The organism is Limosilactobacillus reuteri (assembly GCF_002254085.1).
GTDB classification, from domain to species: domain Bacteria; phylum Bacillota; class Bacilli; order Lactobacillales; family Lactobacillaceae; genus Limosilactobacillus; species Limosilactobacillus reuteri_K.
Genome location: NZ_NGPY01000021.1, coordinates 1 through 18,287, shown reverse-complemented (window position 1 = coordinate 18,287; position 18,287 = coordinate 1). Strand labels below are relative to the sequence as shown.

Below are 18,287 nucleotides of genomic sequence, written 5' to 3'. Positions count from 1 at the left end.
AAGCGGTGGCAAAGTAGTCAGAGCATTTTGGCTTGAGCAAAGCGAAAGCCAGCGCCTTGAGACGCCGGCTTTTATTATCGGCTTATAGCCGATGTGCAAACCACCCGTTTGACGGGTGGTTATGATTGTGACTATATTAACGATGAAATTTATAGTAAATAGCAATTCCTATAATCAAAGGAAGGACAAGAGCAGCAAGACGCGGATGTTATCTGGGGATGAAAGTTTGCTTAATTGCTTAACAACGTGTTGGCTAAGGTGCCCGGTTGCACCAGTAACCATATACTTCATTATTAGTTTCTTCTTTCTTTTTCGGCATCTTTCATTGCTTGCTTAACGCGAATAGTGTCGATGACATCTTGTAAACTGGTTCTCGCAAGTTTAGCTTTCGCGGCTGTTTCTGCTTGCTGGTAAAAGCCGTTAAGCGTCTCTTGAATATTACCGCCAACGATGCATTGAGGATTTGTTCGTTCATCAATTGCAAATAGATGAGCATCCCCTTCGATCGCAAGAAAAATATCATAGAGTGAGATGTTTTCGGGTGATTTTGCAAGCGCTGGATCTGCTGCCCCGTGGACAGTATTGATTAATCCAGCTTTATTGAGCGCACTCATCAAACGTCGGACGACAACTGGTGAAGTTTCAATGCTGCTAGCGATATTACTACTTGTTAACGGAATAATTCCTTGATAAATATTAACGAAAGCAAGAATATGGATGCTATCACTAAAACGGGTTGAAATTTTCATATTATCATTCCTTTAATTGCAATTGTAATTTATACAGTTACATGATGTCAAGGGATTAAATTTGATATTGCCTTGACAATTATTTTTCTAGGATATAGTATTAGCTTATTGATTGAAACTTTTTGAGTTACAAGTTAGGAGAAAATAAATGAGATTTAAGAAAATCGTTGCTCTTTCATTATTAAGCATTGCTGGTTTACTAGCAGGTACTATTATGCCAGCGGTAGCAAGTGCGGCCAGCAACAAACCAATTATTGTGGGGTCAAAAAACGTCTCAGAAAGTAAGACTGTCAGTGAAATTTACGCGCTTGCGCTGGAGCATGAAGGATATAAGGTTACTCGGAAACCCAATATTTCAAATAATGTAATTTTTAGTGCAACGCAAAAAGGCGAAGTTGACGTTTATCCTGATTATACGGGAACAATCGTAGAAGCATATCTCAAAAAGAAGGGGACTGGCAAGAGTGCTAGTCAAATGGCTAAACTAGCACATGATGGTATTCAAAAAGACGGCTTAACGACATTTAAATACGCACCAGGTGATAATCGCCAAGGTGTCGCAATGCCAACTAAGGATGCGAAGAAGTACCACATTACTAATTTAAGTGAACTACAAAAGAATGCAAAGAAGATTAACTTTGCTTCACAGGGTGAGTTCGAAAAACGTGCTGATGCCCTTCCAGAAATGAATAAAGTTTATGGTAAGTTTGATTTTAAGTCAATTAAGGACTATGACGTAAATTTACTCTATAAGATTATGGAACAAGGAAAAGCTCAAGCAGCCCCGGTTTCAACAACTGATGGTCAATTAGCAACTAGTAAGTTTACTTTACTAAAGGATAATAAGAATATTTGGCCACCATACAATTTAGTACCAGTCGTAAATAAAAAAGCTGCCAAAAGTCATCCCAAAATGGAGCAAGCCTTAAATAAGGTTGATGCGAAGTTAACAACTAAGCAATTAACAGATTTAAATAAAAAAGTTAATGTCGACGGGCAGAATTATAAGGCTGTTGCTAAAAATTGGTATAATCAAAATATAAAATAAGTGCCAGAGGGGCAGATAACTAGTTTTTATTGCTAGGTATTTGCTCTTTCGTTATAGGCAATAAATGGGGAGTGGTAGCTTGCTAGGGCAAATAATTCAATATTTTCAAACAAATGGCGGACAATATTGGCAATATGTTGGTCAGCATATTGTTCTGACTATTGTAACGCTTGTAATTTCAATGATCATTGCACTGCCATTAGGATACATTGGTTCGCGAATTAAACCGGTTGCTCAATTTTGTGTGATGTTTGCGCAACTGTTACGGATCATTCCTAGTTTGGCATTACTGTTCTTATTAATTCCATTTATTGGAACAGGGGTTGTCCCTGCGTTAATTGCTTTAATTGTTTTAGCGCTTCCGCCGTTGCTAATCAATACAATTCTTGGCTTTAATGAAGTGAGCCCACTGTATAAGGAAGTTGGGATAGCTCTGGGGATGGATCAGCGACAGTTACGCCGACAAATAGAAATTCCCCTGGCGTTGCCCTATATTTTAAACGGAATAAAACTAGCATTGGTTGAAATCATTGCCAGTGCAACTTTAGCGACTTATATTGGTGCTGGTGGATTGGGAACTCTAATATTTACTGGCTTAGGCTTATACGATATGAGTTATGTGGTGATTGGCGCAGTAAGCGTTGCTATTTTATCCTTGCTGGCAATGATTAGCTTTGATTTTTTAATTAGAAAGGTACAAAAGCATGACAGAACCAATTATTCAATTTAAACATGTTGAGAAGCGTTTTAACGATCAAACGGTAATTCCTGATCTCAATTTTACAGTCAACAAGGGCGAATTTATAACGATTCTTGGCTCATCTGGTTCAGGGAAAACTACTACCTTGAAAATGATTAATGGGTTGATAGCGCCAAGTGCTGGTGAAATCTTAATTGATGGACAAAAGCTTCGGGAACTCGATCTAGTAAAATTACGCCGGCACATGGGATATGTTGTCCAACAGATCGGATTATTTCCTCATATGACAATTGGACAAAATATTGCAGTTGTACCCAAAATGCTGCATTGGGATAAGAAAGAGATTAATAATCGTGTTAAAGAATTACTAAGTCTTGTTCAACTAAATCCCGCTGAATATATGAATCGCTATCCTCAACAATTATCTGGTGGGCAACAACAGCGAGTAGGAGTGGCAAGAGCTTTAGCGACTAATCCACCGTATGTATTATTTGATGAACCCTTTGGCGCGCTGGATGCCTTAACGAGAATGGAATTGCAACGAGAAGTAAAAAAGATTCATGAATCATTAGCAGAAAAGACTTTTATGTTTGTAACTCACGATATTAACGAGGCCTTATTTTTGGGACAGCGAGTAATGATCATGCATGAAGGAGGCATCGTTCAATTTGCTACGCCGGAAGAAATTGTTCGCCATCCAGCAACTGAATTTGTTGAGCAGCTTTTAGGAACGATTCGCCAAAATCAAGATTTGTGGAGGCAACAATATGATTGAGTATTGGAATGAGAATTGGCCGATAATGCTTGATGATGTGCGGCAACATGCAACGATGGTTCTTTCTTCATTAGCAATTGCTTTAGTGATTGCAGTTATAATAATCTTATTGTTTTTGCGCCGTGAAAAGTGGCTTAACAGTTTGATCTATTTCTTTTCGCTCTTATATTCGATTCCAAGTTTTGCATTTTTTGCCTTACTCTTACCAATTTCTGGGTTAGGGATGAAGACGGCAATTATTGTTTTAACGATCTACTCTGAATATGTTTTATTGCGTTCCTTCATTACGGGAATTCGTGGTGTTGATCCACAATTAATCGAAGTTGGTGTTGGGATGGGGATGACATCTCGACAGGTTTTTCGCCAAATTCAATTGCCGCTAGCATTACCAGCAATTTTTAGTGGAATCCAAGTGGCACTAGCTTCGACAATGGCAATGGCAACTATTGCGGCAACAATCAATGCCGGTGGGCTTGGTCAATTATTGTTTGAAGGACTACAGGGGCAACAGGTAGTGCCAATTTTGTGGGGAACAGTTTTGACGATGGCTTTGACATTAGTTTGTGCCGGAATTGTTCAATTAATTTCGTGGATGTTGTTGCATCGGTGGAAAGGAGTATTAAATAACTGAGCAGGAAATTAGTAGTATTCACTGAGAATTCGTATAATCAAAATAGATAACGAAAACGAGGAGGATGCTGAATGGATAAAAATGAATTAAAGAAATTAACGCCAATGCAATATGCTGTGACTCAAATGGGAGTTACTGAAAAACCATATAGTGGTAAATATGATCGATTTGATGAACCGGGTATTTATGTTGACGTTGTTAGTGGGGAACCATTATTCTCATCACTAGATAAATACGATGCAGGATGTGGTTGGCCAGCATTTACTAAACCGATTAAGAAGCGTGTTCTTACAGAAAAGTGCGATCAATCATTTGGAATGGAGCGGACCGAGGTAAGAAGTAAGGAAGCTGATTCGCATCTCGGGCATGTCTTTACTGACGGTCCAACTGATCGTGGAGGATTGCGCTATTGCATCAATTCAGCAGCTTTGCGGTTTATTCCGGTTGATAAATTGCAAGAAAAAGGCTATGGAGAATATCTAAGTTTGTTCGATAAATAACTAAAAATCGAGAATGGAAGAAAAATTTTTCCATTCTCGATTTTGGTTTTAAATTATTTGTTTTTCTTCTAACATTGCGTCATAAAGTGAAGGGCGGACACCTAATAAACGATTAACATAATAGGCGACTAAAGTAATTAATGTCATTGGCAAAATTTGTTCAACTGAGCCAACCATTTCAGTTACTAATAAAATTGCTGTGAATGGTAATCCTTCTGCTCCGCCAAAATATGCAGCCATTGAAATTATAATGACGTTGACATAACAACTGGCTGGGATTATTCCCATATGGATAAGGATGGTTCCAGTCAATGCCCCGATAACTGTTCCTAAAACGAATAATGGCATGAAAATACCACCTGGGACAGTAGCACCATATGCGATCATTGTGCCACCGAAACGAAGGATGAAATAAACTAATAAAATTGCGACCATTGCTTGCCAATTCGTTGTAAGGGACATATTGGTGACGTATTTAATAAAATCATGACTACCACCAAGAATATAAGGATTCCATAATCCAACTGGAATAACTAATAATAACGGAATAATGCTATGAAATTCTTTGGGAATAAAGGTAACTTTGCTGTACCACCAAGTTAGGTTTAGTGCAGCAAATTGAAAACAGTATGCCAAGAAACCAATGACAACGCCAGCAACGATTAGCCATGGATAGGATGCGACTGGTGATTTAGTTGTGATCGGAATATATAGGCAAGGTTTAGTACCAAAGAATAAAAAAAGTGATAAATGCAGAAACGATGGAAGAAGTTAAAGCAGGAATCCAAATTCGAGAATTAAAATTATGCGTCATTTCTTCTAATAAAAACATTGTTCCTGCTAAAGGAGCACTAAAAGCCGCAGATAATCCGGCCGCAACGCCACACTCCATCAATAAATATTTATCTTTGTCCGTAAAGTGAAAGAATTTTTCGTTAAAGCAGGCTCCGATACAGGCACCAATTTGGATACTTGGTCCTTCACGCCCTAAGAAAAGTCCTGGACAGATAGTAAGCAAACTAGCAACGAATTTTCGCCATAATACTGGCCACCAATGAATACGATGCTTTCCTAACAAAGCAGCTTTTAATTGGGTAACGCCAGAACGAACAACATCTGTTTCATAGGGCTTAACGATTTTTCCGATTATCCATGCAACGATAAATGTTCCTAATATATATGGAATTAATAGCTAAGGATGCTTACCCATAAAAGGATAAATAATTGTCAGTAATGTAAGGGTCCGGTCGATAATCCAGCGAAAGACTCCGATTACAAGACCAGTTACTATCCCAATAGCAATGCTAACGCCAAGGTAACGCGAAACAATGGAGGTGAATGGTTTTCCTAAAATGTCCCGTGCCCGTTTGTGATATAAGGTATTTTCATTTTTCACAAATACTGCCTTCAATACGGTGTTTTCCCTATATTAGCATAAAAAGAGAGTGAACAATAACAGTCTGCGAGAGATAAGTATTGTTCACTCTTATTTTCTATGAGCTTTTTAATAAAATCTATGTTGGTGTTTACCACCCACAAATAAACTTATAATTGAAGCTAATAAAATTGCGGAAAAACTTACAACAGCGATTACGTTACTCAATAATGACATCATGGTAAACACCCTTTCTTAATAAAATTGACATCGCTTACATCGACTGCATTATAACATTAGTTAGCTATAATTGATTAAAAAGCATCTCTTATTTTACTAATTAGAGTATTCATTTAAATATCTTGCTTATTCTTTGAAGAAATCACGAATAATTTGCTTATAAGCTTTAATTGTAGCGACGTAACTGGAAATTGTTGTATATTCATCATTTTGATGAGCCGCATTCCAATCATCACAACCTAAAATTACAACCGGAAGATCTGGCCGATTTAATGTAAACACACTCGCATCTGTTGCACCATTGATAATATCGAGTTTGATATCATTTGGATAATTACGCTGAGCAGCATTGAGGGCGATTTGGACAAAATCATTATTAGGTTCTGTCGCAATTGGATAAAAATCTTGAATAATTTTTAGCTCTAGTTGGAAAGGAGTTGTGTGGTTAATATATTCAAGCGCATCATTTAATCGATCGGCAACTTTAACATTATTAAATGCTGCCGTAGGGCGGATATTTCCTTGCAAACTAGCACTGTCGGGGATGGTATTAACTTGTGAGCCGCCATCAATAACTGTAATACTATGCTGTACTTTACCGAGATACTGATCATCCTTGCTATTATCAAAAAGGTGTTTTTCTTCTTCGATAAACTTTAGCAACCCCTCAATTGCATTAATACCGTTTTGCGGATGTGAACTATGACAAGACTTTCCATAGCTAGTAACGCGATAGTTCATACTTCCTGAGTGAGCAAAAATAACGTTTCCGCCAGTTGGTTCACCGACTACTAATGCATCAAGATCATCGGCAACTCCTTGTTTTTGTAATCGATAGGCACCAGGAGTACCAAGTTCTTCTCCGGCGGTAGCAATAAATCTAACCGTTCCTGATGGCAGTTGACCAGCTTCTTTTAATTCGATTAAGACGATGGCTTGAGCAGCCAGACCGCTTTTCATGTCAGCTGCTCCCCGACCGAAAACATAATCACCGTTAATCTCACCGCCAAAGGGATCATGTTGCCAGCGATCTGGATTAGGTACTGCCACAGTGTCTTGGTGCCCAGTGAGTCCAAGAATTTTTTTGCTTTCACCAGTTCCGATTTCTGCAATCAAATTTGCACGACGGTCACCAAATTCATCAATTTTTGAATCAATTCCGTGACTTGCTAAAAGTTTTTGTAAGTAGTGGGCTACTTCAACTTCATTTCCATTGACAGAATGGATTTTTATTAAATCTTGCAGTACTTTGACTTTTTCACTGACTTCCATAGTTAATCCTTCCTAATTTTAACGGTCTTGGTGGTTAAGTTTCTTGGCTAAAATATCGCCAACTACTTGAATGATTAAAACAAATAAAAGAACAAGAATCGTGGCGACAAGGGTTACGTCGTTGTTAAAGCGGTCGTAACCGTATGAAATAGCAGTATTACCTAAACCACCAGCACCAATTGCACCAGCCATTGCAGTAAGGCTAACTAAACTAATTAATGTAACAGTGGAGACACGGACAAGTTCAGAACGGGCTTCGCGGAGGTAAACGTCAATAATGATATCCCAGTTAGTAGCCCCGATAGCTTGGGCAGCTTCAATTTTACCGTGGTCAACACTTTCAAGCGCAACTTGAACTTGACGAGCATAGAAAGCAAATACACCTAATGAAAGTGGCACTAATGCGGCGGTTGTTCCAATCTGTGTTCCAACAATCAATTGGGTGAAGGGGGCAATGAAGGCCAACAAAATGATAAATGGAATTGCCCGGAAAACAGATACGACTTTATCAACGATACTAAAAATAATTCGATTTTCTAAAATTCCACCGGGCTCAGTAACCACAAGCGCAACTCCGAAGATTAATCCTAAAATTCCGCCGAAGATAGCAGGCCAGAAAGTCATGTAGATAGTTTGAACGATTGAAGTGCCCCAACCGTTGTCACCACCCCAACCAAGTTGAATTACATTTGGTATAAGATTATTCATTCCAAATCCTCCGATCATCAATCTTTGTGACAGTAACATCGTTTTCTTTTAAGAAGTCAATAGCTTGTTGACGCTTATCAGCATCGCCCTTGATAACCACAAACAGGGTACCGACTGGTGAACCGGCCAAGACTTCAATGTTTCCATAAAGCATACTTGCTTCAACTTGCAGCTTCTTATATAACTCGATAATGATTGATTTAGTCACATTATTTGCATCGTAGACCAATTGCAGCAACTCTTCATCATCGTCAAGGTGGCCAAGGTCAAATGCTTTAAGGGTATCGACTGCGGCTAAGGAACCTCCCACAAATTGACGAGTTAAGTCTTGTTGTGGTTGGAGGAACACCTTCTGCAAGGTGCCGCGCTCAATGATTTGTCCATATTCCATGACAGCAATCTTATTAGCTACCCGTTTAACGGCATCCATTTCGTGGGTAATGAGGACAATTGTTAAATCTAATTTATCGTTGAGCCGTTTGAGAAGGTCTAGAATCTGATTAGTATTTTGAGGATCAAGGGCAGAAGTAGCTTCATCAGAAATTAGGATTTCAGGATCGTTAGCTAATGCCCTGGCAATTGAAACTCGTTGTTGCTCACCACCAGATAATTGAACAGGGTAGAATTCAGCTTTGTCCTTTAAGCCTACTAAATCTAAAAGTTCAAGAGCCTTCTTCTCTTTTGCGTCATCATCCAAGTCGGTATGTTTAAGAGCGAAAAGGACATTTTCAATTACTGAAGTCTCATTCAATAAATTAAAGTGTTGAAAAATCATTCCAATCTTTCGCCGCTTTTCTTGCAACTTTTTATTACTAATTTGCTGTTGATGGTCTTTGAAAAAGACAGTGCCATTAACCGTTACTGATCCAGCAGAGGGAAGTTGTAGGAGGTTAATTGTTCGAACTAATGTCGATTTACCGGCACCAGAATAACCGACAATCCCGTAAATATCACCTTTTTCTACTTTTAAGGTAACATCTTTTACCGCGTGAACAGTTTGTTTTCGCTGTTTAAAAGTTACGCTAATATTATCTAAGTCAATAATGGAGTTTGCCATATTAATCCTCCTTATTTATTGAAGTTAAGATCCCAAGCTGGAATTTCAGCAGTACCGTAAAGTTTTTTGATTTCTTGTTTTGTCTTTTCTGTTTGGTAAGCTTTTACGACATCCTTGTAGATTTTATTATTCTTTTGGCTATCCTTTGCGGCAATGATGTTAACCCATTGTTCAGAGTCTTTATTAACTGGTTCAACAAAGATAGCGCTCTTGTAGTTAAGGCCGGCTGCTTGAGCATAGTTGGTATTAACTACCGCTGCGTCTACATTATCTAAAGACCGAGCAGTCTGGTCGGCTGCTAATTCTTTAATCTTGAGGTCATGGGGATTCTTAGAAATTGAACTAACGGTGGCGAGCTTAGTACCCTTCTTTAATTCGATCAAACCAGCGTTCTTCAATGCGAATAATGCCCGTGATTCGTTTGAAGCATCATTTGGCACCGCAATTGTTCCGCCATCAGGAATTTCTTTAACGCTCTTGTATTGCTTAGAGTAAAGACGGATTGGCGTGATGTAGGTGTCACCGATAGAAACAAGGTCTGTCTTATGCGCCTTATTCCATGTTTGTAAGAATAACTTGTGTTGGAAAGAGTTTAAGTCGACGTCGCCATTTTCCAAAGCCTTGTTTGGTTGGTTGTAATCAGTGAATCGTTTGAATTTTAAAGTAACGTTGTACTTATCTTTAGCGGTTTTGCTTACTGAATTCCAAATTTCATCGTCTTGTTTTGAACCAGCCATAATCCCGACAGTAACAGTCCGTTTTGCTTGTTGTTGCGGACGGATAAAACTAAAGTATCCGGCAATAACAACGATAAGTGCAACTACTGACCAAATAATGATATTTCTTCTTTTCTTTCTCTTCATAGTAAAAACTCCCTTTCAATCAATTAAATATTTTCGTTGGTTAATTAAAACGTTAACTTGCTAGTAAATAAAAAAAGCACTCGTCCCTTTATTCAAAGGACGAGTGCTTCGCGTTACCACCTTTATTTGCTGAATCTTCACAGACCCAGCCTCAGTAGGTTACTCTAATAAAATAATTAGAATTACCTAGCACTAATAACGTGTGCTAACCCGTTATCGACTAACAATCATCGATACCATTCCAAGCCCATCTTCAGTAGTTACGCTTGCTTCTTCACACCACCCAGAAGCTCTCTTGAAAGTTTCACTACTTACTCTGCTTTTCGATATGTTTTAACGTTCAATTAATTATTATGTGTTCCATTATAATGATTCTCTAATTTTTGTCAACGGATTTTTTAATTTAAATTTTGTCTTATTTGAGTCCTCAATCGTTTTTTATTTTGCCTATCTATAGTAATTAAAAAATAATTATGTTAAGATTAAAAAATAATTAAAAAGAAATTGAAAGGGGTCTTAGTAATGACACGAAAAGTTGGAGTTATCGGAATGGGTAATGTGGGGTCAACAGTTGCCCACTATATTGTGGCAATGGGTTTTGCAGATGACCTAGTTCTGATCGACAAAAACGAAGCAAAGGTTAAGGCAGATGCACTTGATTTTGAAGATGCGATGGCTAATTTGCCTTTCCATACTAATATTACTGTTAATGATTACAGTGCGTTGAAGGATGCGGATGTAATTGTATCTGCGTTAGGAAACATCAAGCTTCAAGATAATCCTAATGCTGATCGTTTTGCGGAACTTCCATTTACTCGGCAAGCAGTAAAAGAGGTTGCGCAAAAGATTAAGGAAAGTGGCTTTAAGGGCAAGATCGTGGCTATTACTAACCCGGTTGATGTTATTACTTCGCTCTATCAAAAAATAACTGGTCTTCCGAAGAACCATGTATTAGGAACGGGGACACTGCTTGACTCTGCACGAATGAAGCGGGCAGTGGCTGAACGACTTAATTTGGATCCGCGTTCTGTGGATGGCTATAATCTTGGTGAGCACGGTAATTCTCAATTTACAGCATGGTCCACTGTTCGCGTTCTGGGTCGTCCTTTAACTGAATTAGCAGATAAGCGTGGATTAGACTTAGAAGAGCTTGATAAGGAAGCTAAGATGGGTGGCTGGACTGTCTTTCAAGGGAAAAAGTATACTAATTATGGGGTTGCAACGGCAGCTGTTAAGCTTGTCAATGCAATTTTATCCGATTCATTAACTGAATTACCGGTATCGAATTTCCGTGAAGAATACGGAGTTTACTTGTCTTACCCAGCGGTCGTTGGTCGTGATGGAGTTGTAGAGCAAGCCCAACTTGACTTGACAGAAGAAGAACTGCAAAAGCTGCAAACATCAGCGGATTTCATTAAGGAGAAATATCAAGAAAGTTTGCAAGCAAAAGATTAAGGAAAATTTAAATGAAGAAAATAGACTAGCATAAAAAAATTATGCATGGTAGAGTTGCTTCTATACTTAACGAATAAAAGTGGCGTCATCAGATAAATTTGGTGGCACCACTTTTATTCTGTAAAAATATAGAAAGGAAATATATCATGACAAAAGAAGTAAAGCGTATAATTTTTGTAGTTCTTTTTTGTGAGTTTTTGATTTGTCTTGGAATGAGTCTTATCTTCCCAGTTGAACCGTTCATTAAAAATGAATATCACTTTACTGCCTTTGACATGGGAGTGATGTCTTCCCTATTCGCGTTTGTGCAATTTATTGCTTCACCCATTGTTGGTCGGATTTCAGACAAGGTTGGACGAAAGCCAATGTTAGTATGGGGATTGCTGATATTTGCGATTGCTGAATTTGTTTTTGCCTTAGCACAGCATTTATGGTTATTTGACTTATCGCGGGCGGTCGATGGATTATCAGCAGCTATGTTTGTGCCAACATCAATGGCATTAGCGGCAGACATTACTAGTGAAAAAGACCGCGCCAAAGTTATTGGGTGGTTGTCAGCAGCTTTTAGTGGGGGATTAATTTTAGGACCAGGTCTTGGTGGAATGTTAGCGCATGTAAATTATAAATTCCCATTTTGGGTTGCTGGTATTCTGGGATTGATTAGTACGGTTGTTGCCTGGCGCTTTTTACCTCACGATGAGGATGAACTATTTAAGAGTGAAACTAAAAATCCAGAAAATGAATTATTGACTGGTGGTTGGAGTCAGTTGAAACAAATTATGACCCCAATACTAATTACGCTCTTTGGAATGATCTTTGTAGCTTCATTTGGGTTAGCGGGCTTTGAAAGTATTTATAGTTTATATGTCAATGAAGTTCATAATTTTGACTTAAACGCAATTGCGCTTGTTTTAACGCTCAATGGGATTATTTCACTTATCCTGCAAGTCTTTTTCTTTGATCGGTTAGTTCGCTGGCTGGGAGAAGTTCGACTAATGCGATACAGTTTTTTCCTTAGTTTAGTTGGAACGATCATGGTGATTTATGATCATAATCATTGGCATATTATTATTGCAACCTTGTTTGTTTTTGAAGCATTCGATATGTTACGCCCAACAATTACTACATTATTAACTAAGATGAGCAAGACAAATCAAGGATTATTGAACGGGGTAAATATGTCGTTAACAAGTGTGGGGAATATTATTGGACCTCTTATTAGTGGCTATTTATTAGATGTTAATTATCAATATCCATATTGGTTTGTATCGATATTCCTAATTATTTCCTGGGTAATAACGCTTGTTTTAGGACGGGAAAGAAAAGCAGCTGCTAACGATTAAATGTTTAATTTTATGTAAGAAAAGAAAATAGCGAGAAATTAGGAAAAACAAAACTTTTCTAATTTCTCGCTATTGTTGTATTTATACTTAATTTTGTCGTGCCTGTTGCAGTGCATCTTTAGTTGCTTCTTTAATTGCACGGCTCGTTGCACTGGCCCCAGTAATACCATCCACGTCTGCGCTATTAGCTGCAATAATTTTGTCGGGAAGTTCATCCAAAGCCCATTGACCCATTTCGGATTCATGATGTTTGATTACTTGTAAATCTTGAATCTTTTTATCTTGATAGGTGAGTAAAACTTCTAATTCACCACCATAAGCACTAAAGCCACTTCCAATATATTGATTTTTTGCTATTTCTCTCATTTCTTTCTCCCTAATATTTTAAGTTAAATTACATTATTTTGCCCCGTTACGCAGAGTGATAATAACGGGCAAGTTTGGCATTTAGGATTTCTTGCCGTGCAGACATACCTACCCCAAAAAATCATACTATGATGAGCATCTAACCAGCGTTCAGGAGGAATAGTTTTCATTAATTTCTTTTCAATTGCAAGAATGGATGCTTGGGGATCTACCATTCTTAGGCGGCGGGCAACACGACTAACGTGGGTATCAACTGGGAAAGCAGGAATATTAAAGCATTCTGCGAGGACGACGTCAGCAACTTTCCTACCGACCCCAGATAAGGTCATTAGCTCCTTGAGAGTGTGGGGAACCTCACCGTTAAAGTCAGTAACAATTTGTTGAGAAGTTTTGACTAGGAACTTAGCTTTATTTCGATAAAGTCCCAATCTTTTGATATAAGGCTCCACTTCCGCGGGCTCAACCCCTGCTAAATCTGCTGGCAACGGAAAACGAGCGAATAGTGCTGGCGTTACTTCATTGACAGATTGATCTGTTGACTGTGCACTCAAAATTGTAGCCAAGAGAAAGTGGTAGTTTGTGTCAGCAATCAAAGTTGTTCCTGCTTCGGGAAATGTTTGCCGCATGACCTTGATTGAGTAACGAATTTCATCTGGTGATAACATATAAAATCACTCTTTTCGAATATGATTATAACCATTTTAACCCGAATGATTAAAATAGCGAAGGGTAATAACCTCATTTTATGCTCATTAAATTATTATTTGTAAAATTTGAGGTTAGCAATATGACATCAATTTATGTTAAGGAAAAAATGTTTAATATGGATGTAATTGTAGAAATCGCTTTCTTTAATTAATTTAAATAAACGATTGACCAGAGAAGACCACCTTGGTAAAATGTATTAAAGATTTTCTTATAATTCTAATCAAATTTTAATTATTCAGAAAAGGAGGATGATTATGAGTTTTTGGAAAACAATTACACGTAAAGAAGACCCGCGTGTTTATGATAATAAAGACGGTCATTTGGTTCGATCTTTGAAGGTGCGGGACTTTTTAGCTTTAGGTGTTGGAACGATTGTGTCCACTTCCATTTTCACTCTTCCTGGTGAAGTGGCCGCAATGCATACCGGCCCTTCAGTAGTTATCTCTTTTTTAATTGCTGCGATCGTGGCGGGACTAGTTGCCTTCGCCTATGCAGAAATGGCTGCTGCAATGCCGTTTGCCGGTTCAGCCTATTCATGGATTAACGTCGTGTTTGGAGAGTTTTTTGGTTGGATCGCTGGTTGGGCACTATTAGCTGAATACTTTATTGCTTTGGCCTTTGTTGGGTCTGGTCTCTCTGCTAACTTCCGGGCATTATTTGTTCCGCTTGGCTGGAAGCTGCCTGCTTCATTATCAAATGCTTTTGGTACAGATGGCGGAGTTGTTGATATTGTTTCAGTTGTTGTAATTATTTTAGTAGCCCTCTTAATTTCACGCGGGGTATCACAAGCTGCTCGTGTTGAAAATCTTCTTGTTATTCTTAAAGTTTTTGCAATTTTACTTTTTATTGTTGTTGGTTTAACCGCTATAAAAGCAAGCAACTTTATGCCATTTATTCCACAATACCATGAAACAGCTAATGGTGCATTTGGTGGTTGGCAAGGTATATATGCCGGGGTATCGATGATTTTCCTTTCCTATATCGGATTTGACTCAATTGCTGCTAATTCAGCGGAAGCAATCAATCCACAAAAAACGATGCCACGTGGAATCCTTGGTTCCTTAGTAATCGCGGTTGTTCTTTTTATAGCAGTTAGTCTTGTATTGATTGGGGTATTACCATATCAACAATACGCTAACAGTGCTGAACCAGTTGGGCTTGCATTACGTGCAGCTCATCATAGTGGTGTAGCAACTGTTGTTCAAACAATTGCTGTTCTAGGGATGTTTACCGCCTTGATTGGGATGAGTATGGCTGGTTCGCGGTTGATTTACTCATTTGGTCGTGATGGAATGTTGCCAAAATGGCTTGGGAAACTTGATGAACATAATCGACCAAACCGTGCACTTTGGACACTTACAATTGGTGCTGTTTTGATCGGCGCTTTCTTCCCATTCGCCTTTCTTTCCCAATTGATCTCAGCCGGTACGTTGATTGCCTTTATGTTTGTTTCACTTGGTATCTATGCATTACGTCGTCGTGAAGGAAAAGATATTCCAGACCCTTCATTTAAGATGCCATTCTATCCAGTATTACCAGCTCTAGGTTTTCTTGCTTCATTACTTGTGTTTATGGGATTAGATTACCAGGCAAAACTTTATGCTGGTATCTGGTTTGTCTTCGGCTTAATTATTTACTCTGCTTATGGAATGCGTCACTCGTCACTGGCAAAGAAAGAAGATGGACAAAATGTTAAAAACGAAACTGAAGCAGGAGAAGACGAATAGAGATGTTTTATTAGAAGAAGAAAATGCATTTGCGAGTGCTGCCCGGATTAAGTACTACGATATTGTATTAGATCACGGACGGGGTGCCGTAGTTACTGACATTGAAGGCAATAATTATATCGATTTGCTTGCCAGTGCTAGTTCAACTAATACTGGCCATGCACATCCGCGAGTAGTCCAAGCTATTCAAGAACAAGCAGCTAAAATGATTCAGTATACTCCAGCGTACTTTGCTAATTCGCAAGCAGCGCGGTTAGCACCTCGATTAGCAGAATTAGCGCCGATAAGTGGACCAGTTGAAATGGTATGGGGTAATTCTGGTTCGGATGCTAACGATGCAATTATTAAATTTGCTCGGGCATATACTGGTCGTCAATATATTATTTCCTTTACCGGGGCCTATCATGGATCAACTTACGGTTCAATGAGCTTGTCAGGTGTTTCATTAAATATGACAAGAAAAATGGGTCCAATGCTACCAGGCGTAGTAAAGGTACCATTCCCTAGTCCATGGGAACGATTGACTAATGAAAGTGACGAAGCGTTTGTTGAGCGGATGTTTCATCAATTTATGTTACCTTTTGAAACTTATTTACCAGTGGATGAAGTAGCGGCAATTCTTATTGAACCAATTCAGGGTGATGGGGGAATTGTAAAAACTCCGCCTGCTTATATGCAAAAGGTATATGAGTTTGCTAAAGCTAATGGAATTCTCTTTGCCGTTGATGAAGTTAATCAGGGCATGGGCCGTACTGGTAAGTGGTGGTCCATTCAACATTTTGGGATTGAGCCGGATTTAATGTCTGTTGGGAAGTCCTTAGCATCCGGAATGCCGCTTAGTGCAATGATTGGCCGTAAAGAGATTCTGGAATCACTAGGTGCGCCAGCTAATGTTTATACTACAGCTGGCAATCCGATTACGACTGCGGCAGCGAATGCGACCTTAGATGTCATTCAGAATGAGCACCTTTTAGAGCGTTCACAACGACTTGGTAAAAAAGCAGCTCAATTTTTTAAGCTTGAACAGCAAAAATATCCCTTCGTGGGTGATGTTCGAATGTATGGGCTTGATGGTGGTATTGATATCGTCGATCCGGCGACAGGAAAAGGTGATACAGAAGCAACAACCAAGTTAATGTATCGCATCTTTGAATTAGGGGCGATTATCATTAGCTTACGGGGAAGCATTCTTCGTTTCCAACCACCATTAGTTATTACAGAAAAAGAATTAGATCAAGCTTTTGCGATGATTGATCAAGCATTCGCGGAATTAGCCGCTGGTAAATTAGCTGCTCCCGCAAATGCAGAAGAGTTAGGTTGGTAACTCTTGCAATTTAAGACCATCTTCGGGTATACTTTAAGCGCCATCTTAGCTCAGCTAGGTAGAGCACATCCATGGTAAGGATGAGGTCGGCGGTTCGAACCCGCTAGATGGCTTTTTGAGTAACGTCGTACAATTCATCTTTAAAAACAAACTAAGCTTAGTAGTGGAAATATCAGAACGACGGTTCTGATGTTTTCACTACTTTTTGTTAAAGTAGGAGTGAAGTTGATATGTCGTACTTTTTGTTGACGCTTGACGTCGGATTTAAAACTGGCAACTTCACAAGTTTATTATTAATCTGCTCTTAGTCTGTTGGCTCCTAAGTCGTGTATTGAAAATTAGATTTAATAGACCCTTTTGTGATTATACTTCATTTGGAGATGATAGAATGCGCACGATATTTGGGATTGATGTTAGTAAACATACTATTAATCTGGCAATCGTTGAGTAAACGTTGATGAACTTAAACTTACCCTCGATCGCCCTGGACTAGACAATTTATTAAAGTTACTTAAGTCTTTCCATCAACCTGAAATAGTTTTTGAAGCAACTGGTATTTACTCACGAACTCTTCAACACTTTCTCGATTGTAATAACCTTGAATATACTATGCTTAACCCACTAGCTGCTAAAAAGCAGCTCGATAATTTACGTCCTTACAAATCTGACCGCAGTGATGCACTTAATTTAGCTAAAACTAGTTTTATTATTCACCCCGCCTTACAGCTTACTTTCTCGCAATTAGAGTCATTATTTAGTAATACTAATAACGAGTTATATTGGGAAGTTGTACAGCACTTTTCCTGTCCTTCAAAAGTCTTAAATGTTCCATATGCTGAGCTAAGTTCCTTTATTTTAAATAGCACTAATAAAGTTATATCAATTAGCCGTGCTAATTGTATTGCCGAAAAGCTATTAGTACTTGCTAAAAAAGCTTATCCGGTTGTTAATGACAATTATTATGTTTACGAACAAATTCAATATTTGACCAATCGCATTGTTGAGGAAGTCCATAAAAAAGATAAAATTATTGTAGAAATGCAACACGAAGTAGAAAATTTGCCTGAATATAATTTACTGCTAAGTATTCCGGAATTTGGTGTACATACTGTTACTTCTTTAATCGGTGAATTAGGTGATATTCGTCGCTTTCACAGTAGTAATGCTCTTAATGCTTACATTGGAATTGATCTTAGACATTATGAATCGGGCAACTTCGTTGCTGCCGATCATATTAATGTCTTTAGACCTGGTTGAGTGCGCGAGCAGAGCGAGTGTACGAAACAAAAAACCACCTGCTATGCGGGTGGGCGATAAAGATTATATAAAAAAGGCCTCTTTTGCCTTAAGATGTAGGTGTTCAAGCCAAAGTCAATAAGGGAAAAGAGGTTATATAAATATGGCTAATAAATTAAATAGCTTAGCCCATACGAAGTGGTTATGTAA

General features: G+C 38.5%; 18 protein-coding genes, 1 tRNA gene, 2 pseudogenes and 1 other annotated feature. Of the genes and pseudogenes, 12 read left to right on the top strand and 9 right to left on the bottom strand.

Annotation, left to right across the window (positions count from 1 at the left end; genetic code table 11):
- Window positions 1-174 precede the first annotated feature (174 nt).
- A complete protein-coding gene (locus CBG10_RS11040; RefSeq protein WP_136001187.1) occupies window positions 175-291 on the bottom strand; it encodes an SDR family oxidoreductase in 117 nt (38 codons plus the stop codon).
- Between the two features lie 2 nt (window positions 292-293).
- Window positions 294-749, bottom strand: coding sequence for an Rrf2 family transcriptional regulator (locus tag CBG10_RS05050; RefSeq protein ID WP_094502518.1), 456 nt, complete (start codon window positions 747-749; stop codon window positions 294-296).
- 148 nt (window positions 750-897) lie between these two features.
- On the opposite strand from CBG10_RS05050, the gene CBG10_RS05045 reads away from it, so the two are divergent.
- The 5 genes from CBG10_RS05045 to msrB all read left to right on the top strand — a co-directional run bounded on the left by CBG10_RS05045 (window position 898) and on the right by msrB (window position 4,403).
- The gene (locus CBG10_RS05045) at window positions 898-1,797 is read left to right on the top strand and encodes a glycine betaine ABC transporter substrate-binding protein (RefSeq protein ID WP_094502517.1); all 900 of its coding nucleotides are present in this window, start codon (window positions 898-900) and stop codon (window positions 1,795-1,797) included.
- A gap of 64 nt (window positions 1,798-1,861) precedes the next feature.
- Window positions 1,862-2,527 carry an ABC transporter permease gene (locus CBG10_RS05040; protein WP_094502516.1) on the top strand — a complete coding sequence of 222 codons (666 nt, stop codon included), beginning with the start codon at window positions 1,862-1,864 and terminating at the stop codon, window positions 2,525-2,527.
- Window positions 2,502-3,272 (top strand): ABC transporter ATP-binding protein, encoded by a 771-nt coding sequence (locus tag CBG10_RS05035; RefSeq protein WP_035151300.1) that lies wholly within the window; start codon window positions 2,502-2,504, stop codon window positions 3,270-3,272. Before CBG10_RS05040 ends, CBG10_RS05035 begins: the two co-directional genes overlap by 26 nt.
- Window positions 3,265-3,903, top strand: a complete 639-nt coding sequence (locus tag CBG10_RS05030; RefSeq protein ID WP_003674534.1) for an ABC transporter permease — start codon at window positions 3,265-3,267, stop codon at window positions 3,901-3,903. Before CBG10_RS05035 ends, CBG10_RS05030 begins: the two co-directional genes overlap by 8 nt.
- Window positions 3,904-3,974: 71 nt before the next feature.
- Entirely contained in the window at window positions 3,975-4,403 is a 429-nt protein-coding gene (msrB, locus tag CBG10_RS05025; protein WP_019252291.1) for a peptide-methionine (R)-S-oxide reductase MsrB, read from the top strand.
- A gap of 48 nt (window positions 4,404-4,451) precedes the next feature.
- Here the strand turns inward: msrB and CBG10_RS11765 are convergent.
- From CBG10_RS11765 to CBG10_RS05000, 5 genes and pseudogenes are all read right to left on the bottom strand, one after another.
- Window positions 4,452-5,799 (bottom strand): annotated as a pseudogene (locus CBG10_RS11765) (ClC family H(+)/Cl(-) exchange transporter).
- Window positions 5,800-6,144: 345 nt separating this feature from the next.
- Entirely contained in the window at window positions 6,145-7,290 is a 1,146-nt protein-coding gene (locus tag CBG10_RS05015) for an ArgE/DapE family deacylase (RefSeq protein WP_065867745.1), read from the bottom strand.
- An 18-nt stretch (window positions 7,291-7,308) separates the two neighbouring features.
- Window positions 7,309-8,016, bottom strand: a complete 708-nt coding sequence (locus CBG10_RS05010) for a methionine ABC transporter permease (protein ID WP_371824009.1) — start codon at window positions 8,014-8,016, stop codon at window positions 7,309-7,311.
- Entirely contained in the window at window positions 7,991-9,055 is a 1,065-nt protein-coding gene (locus CBG10_RS05005; protein ID WP_094502397.1) for a methionine ABC transporter ATP-binding protein, read from the bottom strand. Before CBG10_RS05005 ends, CBG10_RS05010 begins: the two co-directional genes overlap by 26 nt.
- Window positions 9,056-9,066: 11 nt before the next feature.
- Complete coding sequence (locus tag CBG10_RS05000; RefSeq protein WP_094502396.1) at window positions 9,067-9,918, bottom strand: MetQ/NlpA family ABC transporter substrate-binding protein; 852 nt, start codon at window positions 9,916-9,918, stop codon at window positions 9,067-9,069.
- A gap of 92 nt (window positions 9,919-10,010) precedes the next feature.
- Window positions 10,011-10,254, bottom strand: a binding site (T-box leader).
- Between the two features lie 186 nt (window positions 10,255-10,440).
- Between CBG10_RS05000 and CBG10_RS04995 the strand changes: the two genes are divergently transcribed.
- Both CBG10_RS04995 and CBG10_RS04990 read left to right on the top strand, forming a co-directional pair.
- Entirely contained in the window at window positions 10,441-11,373 is a 933-nt protein-coding gene (locus tag CBG10_RS04995; RefSeq protein WP_003674547.1) for an L-lactate dehydrogenase, read from the top strand.
- A 146-nt stretch (window positions 11,374-11,519) separates the two neighbouring features.
- On the top strand, window positions 11,520-12,716 hold the full coding sequence (locus CBG10_RS04990) for an MFS transporter (RefSeq protein ID WP_003665510.1): 1,197 nt from the start codon (window positions 11,520-11,522) through the stop codon (window positions 12,714-12,716).
- Window positions 12,717-12,803: 87 nt separating this feature from the next.
- On the opposite strand, the gene CBG10_RS04985 is transcribed toward CBG10_RS04990, so the two are convergent.
- Both CBG10_RS04985 and nth read right to left on the bottom strand, forming a co-directional pair.
- Window positions 12,804-13,082, bottom strand: coding sequence for an FMN-binding protein (locus CBG10_RS04985; RefSeq protein WP_019252296.1), 279 nt, complete (start codon window positions 13,080-13,082; stop codon window positions 12,804-12,806).
- A 23-nt stretch (window positions 13,083-13,105) separates the two neighbouring features.
- On the bottom strand, window positions 13,106-13,747 hold the full coding sequence (nth, locus tag CBG10_RS04980) for an endonuclease III (protein ID WP_035151321.1): 642 nt from the start codon (window positions 13,745-13,747) through the stop codon (window positions 13,106-13,108).
- A 297-nt stretch (window positions 13,748-14,044) separates the two neighbouring features.
- Here nth and CBG10_RS04975 point away from each other — a divergent pair, with 297 nt between their 5' ends.
- The 5 genes and pseudogenes from CBG10_RS04975 to CBG10_RS11455 all read left to right on the top strand — a co-directional run bounded on the left by CBG10_RS04975 (window position 14,045) and on the right by CBG10_RS11455 (window position 18,098).
- Window positions 14,045-15,517: an APC family permease gene (locus CBG10_RS04975; RefSeq protein ID WP_003665515.1), complete on the top strand. Its 1,473-nt coding sequence runs from the start codon at window positions 14,045-14,047 to the stop codon at window positions 15,515-15,517.
- A complete protein-coding gene (locus CBG10_RS04970) occupies window positions 15,480-16,841 on the top strand; it encodes an aspartate aminotransferase family protein (RefSeq protein WP_019252299.1) in 1,362 nt (453 codons plus the stop codon). Before CBG10_RS04975 ends, CBG10_RS04970 begins: the two co-directional genes overlap by 38 nt.
- 39 nt (window positions 16,842-16,880) lie before the next feature.
- Window positions 16,881-16,954, top strand: a tRNA-Thr gene (locus CBG10_RS04965).
- A gap of 364 nt (window positions 16,955-17,318) precedes the next feature.
- Window positions 17,319-17,540: pseudogene (locus CBG10_RS11460) on the top strand (IS110 family transposase); the annotation flags it as partial.
- A gap of 339 nt (window positions 17,541-17,879) precedes the next feature.
- A complete protein-coding gene (locus tag CBG10_RS11455) occupies window positions 17,880-18,098 on the top strand; it encodes an IS110 family transposase (protein WP_225360034.1) in 219 nt (72 codons plus the stop codon).
- Window positions 18,099-18,287 lie beyond the last annotated feature (189 nt).